General features: G+C 72.6%; 9 protein-coding genes. 2 read left to right on the top strand and 7 right to left on the bottom strand.

All coding sequences use genetic code 11. The features are described from left to right. Positions 1 to 391: 391 nt before the first annotated feature. On the bottom strand, positions 392 to 1,399 hold the full coding sequence (locus AC0680_RS37575; RefSeq protein WP_478637532.1) for a stage II sporulation protein M: 1,008 nt from the start codon (positions 1,397 to 1,399) through the stop codon (positions 392 to 394). Positions 1,400 to 1,513: 114 nt separating this feature from the next. Here AC0680_RS37575 and AC0680_RS37580 point away from each other — a divergent pair, with 114 nt between their 5' ends. After that, positions 1,514 to 2,632, top strand: coding sequence for an RDD family protein (locus tag AC0680_RS37580; protein WP_478637533.1), 1,119 nt, complete (start codon positions 1,514 to 1,516; stop codon positions 2,630 to 2,632). A 137-nt stretch (positions 2,633 to 2,769) separates the two neighbouring features. Here AC0680_RS37580 and AC0680_RS37585 read toward each other — a convergent pair whose 3' ends face one another. Together AC0680_RS37585 and ahcY are read right to left on the bottom strand one after the other, a co-directional pair. After that, positions 2,770 to 3,384 (bottom strand): hypothetical protein, encoded by a 615-nt coding sequence (locus tag AC0680_RS37585; protein ID WP_384433025.1) that lies wholly within the window; start codon positions 3,382 to 3,384, stop codon positions 2,770 to 2,772. Positions 3,385 to 3,568: 184 nt separating this feature from the next. Then, positions 3,569 to 5,026: an adenosylhomocysteinase gene (ahcY, locus tag AC0680_RS37590; protein ID WP_468984134.1), complete on the bottom strand. Its 1,458-nt coding sequence runs from the start codon at positions 5,024 to 5,026 to the stop codon at positions 3,569 to 3,571. Positions 5,027 to 5,550: 524 nt separating this feature from the next. On the opposite strand from ahcY, the gene AC0680_RS37595 reads away from it, so the two are divergent. Further along, positions 5,551 to 7,584, top strand: coding sequence for a fructose-specific PTS transporter subunit EIIC (locus tag AC0680_RS37595; RefSeq protein WP_478637538.1), 2,034 nt, complete (start codon positions 5,551 to 5,553; stop codon positions 7,582 to 7,584). Positions 7,585 to 7,725: 141 nt separating this feature from the next. Here the strand turns inward: AC0680_RS37595 and AC0680_RS37600 are convergent, their stop codons facing one another. From AC0680_RS37600 to AC0680_RS37615, 4 genes are all read right to left on the bottom strand, one after another. Beyond that, positions 7,726 to 8,688 carry a cation diffusion facilitator family transporter gene (locus AC0680_RS37600; RefSeq protein ID WP_478637534.1) on the bottom strand — a complete coding sequence of 321 codons (963 nt, stop codon included), beginning with the start codon at positions 8,686 to 8,688 and terminating at the stop codon, positions 7,726 to 7,728. A 168-nt stretch (positions 8,689 to 8,856) separates the two neighbouring features. Continuing rightward, complete coding sequence (gene manA / locus AC0680_RS37605) at positions 8,857 to 10,062, bottom strand: mannose-6-phosphate isomerase, class I (protein WP_478637535.1); 1,206 nt, start codon at positions 10,060 to 10,062, stop codon at positions 8,857 to 8,859. 98 nt (positions 10,063 to 10,160) lie between these two features. Further along, on the bottom strand, positions 10,161 to 11,297 hold the full coding sequence (locus tag AC0680_RS37610; RefSeq protein WP_478637536.1) for an SIS domain-containing protein: 1,137 nt from the start codon (positions 11,295 to 11,297) through the stop codon (positions 10,161 to 10,163). A 76-nt stretch (positions 11,298 to 11,373) separates the two neighbouring features. Next, a complete protein-coding gene (locus AC0680_RS37615) occupies positions 11,374 to 11,556 on the bottom strand; it encodes a Trm112 family protein (RefSeq protein ID WP_478637537.1) in 183 nt (60 codons plus the stop codon). Positions 11,557 to 11,729: the final 173 nt, after the last annotated feature.

Genomic DNA, 11,729 nt, shown 5'->3' on the forward strand with positions numbered 1-11,729 from the left:
TCTTGCGTTTCCGACTCTATCAGATCCTTGCGGCTCCGATTTTCGCCGGTGCGTTTCCGCCTTTCGGCTTCTTCGCGTTTCCAACCTTACCAGATTCGTTTCCGTCTCTGGCTCCCTGTTGGAGCGGGGTCGACCGTTCGGCTTTCGCTTTTCGGTCTTTCCGACTTTATCAGAAGTGCTGCGGTCGAATTAAATCGACCGGGGCTTCCGGTAAGTGGTCGGTTGCGCTTCGCCGAATTGAAATTCCGGCCGAAGCGGAGAAGAGACTAACCGTCGCGGATGAACTTGTCCAGTTCGTTGCAACCGTTCGAATCTACCTCCCCCTGCTACCCGTGTCAACGGGTTTCTGGGGCGAGGAGGAGATTAGCAGGTCAGCGGGGCCCGACGCACATCAGGCGGCAGTCGGGAGGGTGGCGTCGCGGTCGGTGGCGTCGAGGTCGCCGGTCGCTCCGGCTCGTACGGCGCGGCCGCCCAGCACGTAGACGTACAGGAGGAATGCCAGCTCGACGGTGGCGCCGATGCCGATGCGAGCCCAGGTGGGCAGGCCGGAAGGGGTGATGAAGCCTTCGAGGGCGCCGGATATGAAGAGGACCGCGGCGAGACCGATGGCGACTCCGAGGGCGGCGCGGCCCTCCTCCGCCAGGGCCGTACGCCGGGTGCGCGGCCCGGGGTCGATGACGGTCCAGCCCAGGCGGAGGCCGATGCCGGCGGCGATGAAGACGGCGGTCAGTTCGAGGAGGCCGTGCGGGAGGATCAGGCCGAGGAAGGTGTCGAGGCGGCCGGCCGAGGACATCAGGCCGATGCCGACGCCCAGGTTGAGCATGTTCTGGAGGAGGATCCACAGGACGGGGAGGCCTAGGAAGGCGCCGAGGACCAGGCACAGGGCTACGGCCTGGGCGTTGTTCGTCCATACCTGGGCGGCGAAGGACGCGGCGGGGTGGCTGGAGTAGTACGTCTCGTACTGGCCGCCGGGGCGGGTCATGGCGCGGAGTTCCTCCGGGGCGCCGATGGCCGCCTGGACCTCGGGGTGGGCGGCTATCCACCAGCCGATGAGGGCGGCGACCACGGTGGAGAGGATCGCGGTGGGGATCCACCAGTGCCGCAGGCGGTAGACCGCGGCGGGGAAAGCGGTGGTGAAGAAGCGGGCGGCATCGCGCCAGGAGGCCTTGCGGGCGCCGGTGACCGTGCTGCGGGCGCGGGCCACGAGCGAGGTGAGGCGGCTGGTCAGCGCCGGGTCGGGGGCGCTGGACAGGAGGAGGGAGAGGTGCGTGGTGGTGCGCTGGTAGAGGACCACCAGTTCGTCGGCCTCGGCGCCTGTGAGGCGGCGTTTGCGGTGCAGGAGTGCTTCGAGGCGGTCCCATTCGGCTCGGTGTGCCGTGATGAAGACATCGAGGTCCATAGGGGGTCGCTCCTCGCAGCGCCGTGGGTGGGTGCCGGGTCAGCTTGGCAGACTGACCGTGTCCGGCTGCGGGGTGGGCGGAATTTCGGGGATCGAGAAGGAGTGGGGCACGGCGTGAGTGAGCTCGTGACGGGTGAAGCGGTGGTGCTGGGGCTGCGGCCGGCCAGGCTGCCGAGCCGGGGGCTGGCGGTGGCGGTGGACGTGGCCATGGCCTGGAGCATCTACATCGCGGTGTCGATGCTGCTGGTGAGCGCGACGTCGTCGATGGACAGCGCGGCGATGGCGGCGGTGTCGGTGGCGACGTTCGTGCTGGTGCAGGTCGGGATACCGATCGCGGTCGAGACGCTGAGCCATGGCCGTTCGCTGGGGAAGGTCATGTGCGGACTGCGGGTGGTGCGGGCGGACGGCGGGCCGATCCGGTTCCGGCATGCGCTGGTGCGGGGCGCCCTGGGGGCCATCGAGATCGTGCTGACGTTGGGGGTGGTGGCGGCCATCGCCTCGTTGGTCTCGGCGCGGGGGCGTCGAATGGGGGATGTGTTCGCCGGGACGCTGGTGATCCGGGAGCGGATGCCCGCGGCTCAGGTGGGGAGTGCGCTGCCGCCTCCGCCTCCCTGGCTGGCGGCGGAGCTCGGAGCGCTGGATCTGTCGCGGGTGCCCGATGGATGGTGGCTGACCGTACGGCAGTACCTGACGCGGATGGGGCAGCTGGATCCGCAGGTCGGTGCGGCGATGGCGGGGCGGCTGGCGGAGGACCTGCGGGGGTTCACCGGGGTGCCGGGGCCGGCGGGGATACACCCGGCGGCGTATCTGGGAGCGGTGGTCGCGGAGCGGCAGGCGCGGGAGGCGCGGCGGACGTTCGGGGCGTCGGCGGGGGCCGGTGCGGCCGCTCCCGGGCATGAGGCTGCGGGGGGCTGGATCGGCGCGCCGTCGGTTGCCGGTGCGCCGTCGGTGCCCGGTGCGTCGGCGATTGCCGGTGCGTCGGCGGGGGTTGCCGAGGAGGCGGGGGCGTCCGGACCTGCGGTGGTGGCGAGCGGGGACGGGGTGCCGGTGCCGGGTGGGGCTTGGGCGTTGCCCGGTGGAGGCGGAGCCGAGGCAGTCGGAGCCGGGGGGACGGTGCCGGCCGCGGGTGGGGCGGGGGTTGCGGGACCGCCGGTCGGCGAGAGCGGTGGTGGCCCGGGGATCGGCGACGCGGGTGGGCGGCCGCCGCGTACGGGGTTCGCTCCGCCGGTGTGAGGTCGGCGGCCGCCGCGGACGTGGCGTCGGACGATTGCCGGCAGCCGGGTGCGGGCGGTGGTGCGGCGCGGGGCCGGGCGGTCAGCGGTCAGCGGTCAGCGGTCAGCGGTCAGCGGTCAGCGGTCAGCGGTCAGCGGTCAGGTGAACGTCGACGGCGGCGATTCGAGGGATTCGAGTTCGATGCCGGGCGCCGACAGGACTACGTCGCCGGTGATGTGGACGGTGTGCTGCTCGCCGGTTTCGAGGTCGTTGACCTGGTATTCGTCGGCGATGAGGGGGGCGTTGTCAGTGGCGTGTGGTGTGCTGGCGAGCAGGGCCCAGGACTGGTCGAGGGTGCGGGGGGCGAGGACGGGGGGTGTGAAGGCGACGAGGCGGGTGCGGATGGCGCCGCCGCCGAGGGTGGGGCGCAGCAGCCGGGCGGTGGCGATGAGGAACGCGGGGGACGCGCCGGTGAAGGCGTGGGCGGGAACGTTGCCTTCGGTGGCGTGTTCGCCGGTCGGGTCGGTGCGTACCCAGGTGACGCCGTCCAGGGCGGCGCCGCGGACCTGCCAGGCGGAGGCATGGAGCTCCAGGCGGATGGGTCGGCCGAGGTCGTCGAGGGTGAGGTCGACGGAGCCGACGTGGTCGCCCGAGGGGTTGATGATCTGCGAGACGTAGCGCCAGCCGGAGGGGCCGGTGGCGCAGTGGAAGTGCTCTTCACCGAGGGGGGTGTGGTCGTGCGGGTCGTGGAGGGAGTAGTGGCCGCGGGGCATGGGGGTGCAGTCCTTCGAGCGGCGGCCGGCGGTTGGGGTGGCCGGCAGGTGGGGGGGGGCGGGCGGGTGCGGGGTTCTTACGGGCCAGGCCCCCGCCGTGAGTGGCGAGGGCCTGGGGTTACCGATTGCTGTGGGAGTGCGCCGGGCGATCAGGGGCGCTGATCAGCCGTGAGCACGCCCGGGCTCAGTAGCGGTAGTGGTCGGGCTTGTACGGGCCCTCGACCTGGACGCCGATGTAGGCGGCCTGCTCCGGACGGAGCTCGGTCAGCTTGACGCCCAGGGCGTCGAGGTGGAGACGGGCGACCTTCTCGTCGAGGTGCTTGGGGAGCACGTAGACGTCGGTCGGGTACTCCTCCGGCTTGGTGAACAGCTCGATCTGGGCCAGCGTCTGGTCCGCGAAGGAGTTGGACATCACGAAGGACGGGTGCCCGGTGGCGTTGCCCAGGTTCAGCAGGCGGCCCTCGGACAGGACGATCAGGACCTTGCCGTCCGGGTGGGTCCAGGTGTGGACCTGGGGCTTGACCTCGTCCTTGACGATGCCGGGGAGCTTGGCGAGCCCGGCCATGTCGATCTCGTTGTCGAAGTGGCCGATGTTGCCGACGATCGCCTGGTGCTTCATCCGCGCCATGTCGGAGGCGAGGATGATGTCCTTGTTGCCGGTGGTGGTGATGAAGATGTCGGCGGTCTCGAGGACCTCGTCCAGGGTGGTGACCTGGTAGCCGTCCATCGCGGCCTGCAGGGCGCAGATCGGGTCGATCTCGGTGACGATGACGCGGGCGCCCTGGCCGCGCAGGGACTCCGCGCAGCCCTTGCCGACGTCGCCGTAGCCGCAGACCACGGCGGTCTTGCCGCCGATCAGGACGTCGGTGGCGCGGTTGATGCCGTCGATCAGCGAGTGGCGGCAGCCGTACTTGTTGTCGAACTTCGACTTGGTGACGGCGTCGTTCACGTTGATCGCCGGGAAGAGGAGGTCGCCGTCGCGGTGCATCTCGTAGAGACGGTGCACGCCGGTGGTGGTCTCCTCGGTGACACCGCGGATCTCGGAGGCCAGGTTCGTCCACTTCTGCGGGGCCTCGGCGAGGGTGCGGGTGAGCAGCTCCAGGATGGCGCGGTGCTCGTCGCTCTCGGCGGTCTCGACGGCGGGGACCTTGCCGGCCTTCTCGTACTCGACGCCCTTGTGGACCAGGAGGGTGGCGTCGCCGCCGTCGTCGAGGATCATGTTCGGGCCGCCGGTGGGCGAGTTCGGCCAGGTCAGCGCCTGCTCCGTGCACCACCAGTACTCGTCGAGGGTCTCGCCCTTCCAGGCGAAGACCGGGATGCCCTTGGGGCTGTCCGGCGTGCCGTCGGGGCCAACGGCGATGGCGGCCGCGGCGTGGTCCTGGGTGGAGAAGATGTTGCAGGACGCCCAGCGGACCTCGGCGCCGAGGGCGGCCAGGGTCTCGATCAGGACGGCGGTCTGCACGGTCATGTGCAGGGAGCCGGTGATGCGGGCGCCGGCCAGCGGCTGGGCGGCGGCGTACTCCTTGCGGATCGCCATCAGGCCGGGCATCTCGTGCTCGGCGAGGGTGATCTCCTTGCGGCCGAAGGCGGCGAGGGAAAGGTCGGCGACCTTGAAGTCCTGGCCGGTGGCTGCTGTCGTCATGCGGGCTGCTCCTCGAGCGTCGAGGTGGATGGGCTGGCAGTCTGCGGCGCGGGCCGGGGCCCAGCTTGAGCTGGGGGAAGAGCGTACGCGGAAGCGGACACACCTCTCCCCTGGCCGCAGCGCAGTCCGTCGGAGGCCCTCTCTCCCTCGGCCGGTCCGCGGGGCGGGCCGACCGACCGCCATCAGCAGCGACGTCTGGCACTGGTCACGAATCTACACCGATCGGCCCAGTGAACCCCAGCCCGGATGGGCCGATTCGGTGCGGTCCCGGCCACGGAGGGGTGTCGGGACGGGCGCGTGGCGGCGGAGCGGGAGGCGGCGGCGGAGGGGTCCGGGTGGCCGCAGGCCGGGTTGTCAGGGGGGTTTGCCCGGGCCGGGACGTCATGCAGGATGCCTGGAGCGCGCGAACACCGGAACGTCTGTACGACGGCGCGCATGTGCGTAAGGAGAACCACGTGACGACCAGTTCAGCCGAGGCGCCCCAGGGTGCGGGGCGGGGCGGGCGGGGGCTGAAGCTGCTCGCAGTGACCGCCTGCCCGACCGGCATCGCCCACACGTATATGGCCGCGGAGAAGCTGACCCGGGCCGCCGAGTCGCTCGGCCACGAGATCAAGGTGGAGACGCAGGGTTCCATCGGGGCTGAGAACGTACTGTCTGACAACGATGTCAGGGATGCCGACGGGATCATCATCGCCGCGGACAAGGACGTCGACCGGAGCCGGTTCGTCGGCAAGAGGGTGCTGGCGGTCGGCGTGGCCGAGGGGATTCACCACCCCGAGCGGCTGATCGAGCGGGTGCGGAGCGCGCCGGTCCACGGGGGCGAGGGGCCCGGCGGATCCGGGGCGGCCGCGGCGACGGGGGGCGGCAAGGAGCGCAGCGTCGCCTACAAGGCGCTGATGAACGGGGTCAGCTACATGATCCCGTTCGTGGTGGTCGGCGGTCTGCTGATCGCGATCTCCCTCGCGCTGGGCGGGCATCCGCAGGCCGACGGCGGGCTGGTGATCCCCGACGGTTCGTTCTGGAAGCACGTCAACGACGTGGGGGTCATCGGCTTCACGCTGATGGTGCCGATCCTGTCCGGCTATATCGCCTATGCGATCGGCGACCGGCCGGCGCTGGTGCCGGGCATGATCGGCGGCTGGATCGCCAATACGGGTGCGCTGTACGACTCCAAGGCGGGCGCGGGGTTCATCGGCGCGATCGTCACCGGCTTCCTGGCCGGCTATCTGGTGCAGTGGATCAAGAAGCTCAAGGTCCCCAGGTTCGTCCAGCCGATCATGCCGATCATCGTGATCCCGATCGTGGCGACGACGACGCTCGGGCTGTTCTTCGTCTACGTCATCGGTAAGCCCGTCTCCTGGGTGTTCACGCACCTCACCAGCTGGCTGGGCGGGATGACCGGGTCGAGCGCGATCCTGCTCGGCGCGATCCTCGGGCTGATGATCGCCTTCGACATGGGCGGTCCGGTCAACAAGACCGCGTTCCTGTTCGGCGCGGGGCTGATCGCGTCCGGCAACCAGACGGTGATGGGCATGTGTGCCGCGGCGATCCCGGTCATGCCTCTGGGGCAGGGGCTGGCCACGCTGATCCGCCGGCGCCTGTACTCCGAGCAGGAGCGGGAAACGGGCATGGCGGCGCTGTTCATGGGGATGTTCGGGATCTCCGAGGGCGCGATCCCGTTCGCCGCGGCGCGGCCCGCGCAGGTCATTCCGGCGAACATGCTCGGTGGCGCGGTGGCCGGTGCGGTCGCGGGGATGGCCGGGGTGACGGACGCGGTGCCGCACGGCGGACCGATCGTGGCGGTGCTGGGTGCGGTCGGCGGGGTGCCGACGTTCTTCCTCGCCGTGGTGATCGGGACCGTGGTGACGGCGCTGGCGACGGTGGCGCTGGTGGATGTCGCGGAGCGGAGGAAGGCCGGGGCGGTGGAGGCCGGTGGCGCCGCTGCCGCCGCTCCGGTGGTGGAGCCGGTGGTTGCCGGGGTCGGTGCCGGAGTGGGGGCCGGGCCCGGGGTGGCGACGGAGTCCGGCGCGGCCGTGAGTGCGCAGCCTCGTACGGCCGTGGCGGACGAGGGCGCCGGCGACGACGGCGGCGCGGCCCGCAGCGAGGTCCTGTCCGGCTATCTGACCGAGCGGACCGTCAAGCGGCAGCTCGTGGCCGGCGAGAAGGAGGCCGCGATCCGCGAGATGGCCGAGCTGGCGGCCGGCACCGGCAGGGTGGCGGACGTGGACGAGCTGGTCCGGGTGGCGCTGGCGCGGGAGGCGCAGGGCACCACCGGGCTCGGTGAGGAGATCGCCGTCCCGCACGCCAAGACGGACGCGGTGACCGCTCCGGTCGTCGGCTTCGCGCGCTCGGCGGAGGGCATCGAGTGGGGTTCGCTGGACGGGACGCCCGCAAGGCTGGTCTTCATGATCGCGGTGCCTCAGGAGGCGGCCGGCGACGAGCACCTGCGCATCCTGGCGCTGCTGTCGCGGAAGCTGATGGACGGCGACTTCCGGTCCCGGTTGCAGGGCGCACAGGACGAGGCGGCGATCCTGGCGGTCCTGGGGGAGATCCACTAGGGCGTGTCCGGCCCTGACCCATCGGACAGGCCCCAGGCGGCGCGGGCCCACGGCCGGGGGCCGCCCGGCACGGCGAAGGCCCCCGCGCTCCTGGGGAGTGCAGGGGCCTTCGCCGTGGCCTGTGGCCGGACCGGGCGGTGGTCAGTCGCCGGCGGGGGTCTTCGCCGGGTCGGCGGGGGTCGCGGCGGCCGCGGTCTCGTCGTAGATGTCCGGTTCCAGGTAGATGACCCGGGCGATCGGGACGGCCGCGCGGATGCGGGCCTCGGCCGCGTCGATGGCCTGGGCGACCTGGGCGGCGGTGTCGTCGTTGCGTACCGCGATCTTGGCGGCGACCAGCAGCTCCTCGGGGCCGAGGTGGAGCGTGCGCATGTGGATGACGCGGGTGACGACCTCGCCGTCGACGACGGCCTCGCGGATCTTGGCGACCTGCTCGGGGCCGGCCGCCTCGCCGAGCAGCAGCGACTTGGTCTCGGCGGCCAGGACCAGGGCGATCAGCACCAGCAGCGCGCCGATGCACATGGTGCCGATGCCGTCCCAGACGCCGTTGCCGGTGGCCAGGGTGAGGCCGACGCCGCCCAGCGCGAGGACCAGGCCGACCAGTGCGCCGAAGTCCTCCAGCAGGACGACCGGCAGTTCGGGGGCCTTGGCGCGGCGGACGAACTGGGCCCAGGTCTGCTTGCCGCGCAGCTCGTTGGACTCCTTGATGGCCGTACGGAAGGAGAAGCCCTCGGCGATGATCGCGAAGACGAGTACGCCGACCGGCCAGAACCAGTTGTCCAGCTCGTGCGGCTCGTGGATCTTCTCGTAGCCCTCGTAGAGGGCGAAGACGCCGCCGATGGTGAACAGGACGATGGAGACCAGGAAGCCGTAGATGTAGCGCTCGCGGCCGTAGCCGAAGGGGTGCTCGGCGGTCGCCGCGCGCTTGGCCTTCTTGCCGCCGAGCAGCAGCAGCCCTTGGTTGCCGGAGTCCGCGACGGAGTGCACGCCTTCCGCCAGCATCGAGGACGAGCCGCTGAAGGCGAAGGCCACGAACTTCGCTGCGGCGATCGCCAGGTTGGCGCCCAGCGCCGCAACGATCGCCTTTGTCCCGCCTGATGCGCTCATAGGTGCCGCATGTCCCTTCCGTCCACGGGGCTCGCCGCTTTACCGCCCCTTTAATTACCGTGCGGCGGTCATTGTTGCAGCCCGGCGGCAGGCGGCCGCCACGAGGCCACCTGCCGGACGGATCGTGCTGCTCGCCCCTCCCTGCCCGTGCCCCGCGCGGCTACGCCCCTACGCCACGACCGTCGCGCGGAAGAGGGTGCCCTGCCCGGAGAGCGTGAGCTGCTCATCGGCCGGTACGAACGCGGACTCGCCGGGTGCCAGGGCCAGCTCGGCGCCGGTGTCCCCGGTGGCGCCGTGCAGGTGGACCGTGCCCGCCGTGCAGAGCAGGATCTGCGGCGTGCGGGAGTGCAGCGGGCGCGGTGCGGCGCCGGGGGCCAGGACGAAGCGGGAGAGCCGGAACTCGTCGACGGGGGTCTCGTAGGTCTCCTCCCCGTCGACCGCCTCGGGGCGCAGTACGCCCGGGTCGCCGGCCTCGAAGCGGACCACCCGCAGCAGTTCGGGTACGTCGACGTGCTTGGGGGTCAGGCCGCAGCGCAGCACGTTGTCGGAGTTGGCCATCAGCTCGACGCCGAGGCCGCTGAGGTAGGCGTGCGGGATGCCGGCGCCGAGGAACAGCGCCTCGCCGGGCTGGAGCCGGACGTGGTGGAGCAGCATGGCGGCGAGGACGCCGGGGTCGCCGGGGAAGTGGTGGGCGAGGCCGGCGTAGGCGGCGTAGGCGTCGGCGTGCTCGCCGCCCTTGGCGGCGAGCTGTTCGGCGGCGAGGGCGGCGCGCTCGACGGTCCGGGCGATCGCGTGGTGCTCGGCGCTCAGGACGGCGGTGAGGACCTCGCGCAGCGCGTCCTCCTCCGGGCTGGCGCGCAGGATGTCGACGTACGGCTTGAGGTCGTCGACGTCCAGGGCTTCGAGGAGGTCGGCGGTCCGCGCGGGGTGGCGGAAGCCGCACAGCCCGTCGAAGGGGGTGAGTGCGCAGATCAGCTCGGGCTTGTGGTTGGCGTCCTTGTAGTTGCGGTGGCCGGCGTCGATCGGGACGCCGCGCCGCTCCTCGTCGGCGAAGCCCTCCTCGGCCTGCGCCAGGTCGGGGTGGACCTGGAGGGAGAGCGGCGCGCCGGCCGCGAGGACCTTGAGCAGGAAGGGCAGCCGGGGGCCGAAGGCGCGGACGCTGTCGGGGCCCAGTTCGGTCTCGGGGGCGGCGTCGATCACCTCGGCCAGTGAGACGGGGCCGGCGCCGCGGTCGATGCGGGAGGGGGCGCCGGGGTGGGCGCCCATCCACAGCTCGGCCTGGGGTTCGCCGGTCGGCGCGGTGCCGAGGAGCTCCGGTATGGCGGTGGTGGAGCCCCAGGCGTAGGGGCGCACGGTGTTGGCGAGGCGGTCCATGGGGCTGTTGCTTCCTTACGGGTCGTACGTGACCGGATGGGTCGTACGTGGTGGACGGGCTGTTCGGCCGCGGCGGCTGCGCGGCCGGCCGTCAAAGGTCACTCGGTGCCGGCGAGCGCCAGGTAAACGGCACCGAAATCTGCGATGGCGAGGAGTTCCGCGGCCTTCTCCAGATCGCTGCCGTCGTCCGGTTGCAGCTCGCTGACGGCGGTGTCGCGCTCCTCGGCGAGGGAGTGCGCGGCGCGGGTGGCGGAGAGCGGTCCGGGCTCTTCCTCGCGCAGCAGTACGACCCTGGCGTGCATCGCCGCGGGCTGCTCGACCCGGTCGCGGAAGAAGTCGTCGGGGTCGGCGCCGGCGGCCAGCGCGCCGGCCAGCAGGGTGCGGTGGGTGGTGAGCGCCTCGGGGAGTTCGGCGGCGAGGGCGGGGCGGCCGGCGAGCCCGGCCAGTTCGGTGGCGAAGTGCCGGCCGACGGCGCCGGCGATGGTGCCCTCGGTCCAGATCAGCGGGAGCGCGTCGGCGAGGTCGGCGGCCAGCGCCTTGGCGGGGTTGGTGTAGGTCGGGATGGCCGGGCCGCAGCGTTCGGCGATCTGGTCGAGGCGGTCGGCGAGTTTGCCCAGGGCGTCCGGTGGGGCGCTGAGCAGGCCGATCCGGTCGGCGAGCGCGAGCAGCGGGATCAGCACCGACCAGAGGGTGCCGGGGGCGGCCGGGGGTGCGCCCTCGACGTCGAATTCGGCGTCGTAGGGGGTGGTCGCGAGCGGGACGGCGAGGCCGCGGGCCTGGATGACGGCGTCGTAGAGCGGGCCGCCGGCGGGGGTGACGGCGACGACGGAGCAGCCGCGGCGGTAGGCCTGTTCGACCAGTTCGGCGAGGCCGGGGTCGGCGGCGTCGGGCCCGGCGAGCAGCAGCAGGTCTAGGGGGCCGGCCCAGCCGGGCAGCGTCCAGCGCAGCGCTCCGGGCAGCGGGGCGACGCCGGTGGGCTGGATGAGGCTGACCGGGCTGCTGCCGCCGCTGAGGGCGCGCAGGAGGTCGGCGACACCGGCGGCGGCCGGGCCGGGGCCGGCGACGAGGACGGCGCGCGGCCGCCCGTCGGGCGACAGTTCCGGGATGCCGGATTCGGCGGCGCCGCGGGCGGCGGTGCGGACCCGGGCGCCGGATTCGGCGACGCCGCGCAGCAGACCGAACCGGTCGGCGCCGGCCAGTGCGTCGGGGGTGTCGAGGAGTGACTCGTCGAGCATGGTGGGCGCGGCCTCCGATCGCCGGTGCGGGCGGGGATTACGCCGGGCGGTGCCGGGGCGGGCCCGGCGTGCCCGGTCAGGCGGGGCGGCGGGCTTCGTCGACGAGGAGTACGGGGATGCCGTCCCGGACGGGGTAGGCGAGGCCGCAGTCCCCGGAGGTGCAGATCAGCTCCGCGGGGTCCGCCTCGGTCCGGTCCTCCAGCGCGGCGTGGCACGCCGGGCAGGCGAGGATCTCGATCAAGCTGGCTTCGACCGGCATGGAGGGTGCTCCTTCGGGGTGGGTGCGGCGTGGCCAGCGTACCGCCGGACGGCATGGGCCGGCCTGCCCGGAGGGGATCGGCGGTGGGGGGGGGGGGGGGGGGGGGGGGGGGGGGGGGGGGGGGGGGGGGGGGGGGGGGGGGGGGGGGGGGGGGGGGGGGGGGGGGGGGGGGG

This window comes from Streptomyces sp. NPDC043738 (assembly GCF_056436545.1).

Coding starts and splice junctions, on each gene's coding strand:
- AC0680_RS37600 (WP_478637534.1), bottom strand. CDS start 8,688: ATGAGCGCATCAGGCGGGACAAAGGCGATCGTTGCGGCGCTGGGCGCC.
- ahcY (WP_468984134.1), bottom strand. CDS start 5,026: ATGACGACAGCAGCCACCGGCCAGGACTTCAAGGTCGCCGACCTTTCC.
- AC0680_RS37610 (WP_478637536.1), bottom strand. CDS start 11,297: ATGCTCGACGAGTCACTCCTCGACACCCCCGACGCACTGGCCGGCGCC.
- manA (WP_478637535.1), bottom strand. CDS start 10,062: ATGGACCGCCTCGCCAACACCGTGCGCCCCTACGCCTGGGGCTCCACC.
- AC0680_RS37575 (WP_478637532.1), bottom strand. CDS start 1,399: ATGGACCTCGATGTCTTCATCACGGCACACCGAGCCGAATGGGACCGC.
- AC0680_RS37585 (WP_384433025.1), bottom strand. CDS start 3,384: ATGCCCCGCGGCCACTACTCCCTCCACGACCCGCACGACCACACCCCC.
- AC0680_RS37615 (WP_478637537.1), bottom strand. CDS start 11,556: ATGCCGGTCGAAGCCAGCTTGATCGAGATCCTCGCCTGCCCGGCGTGC.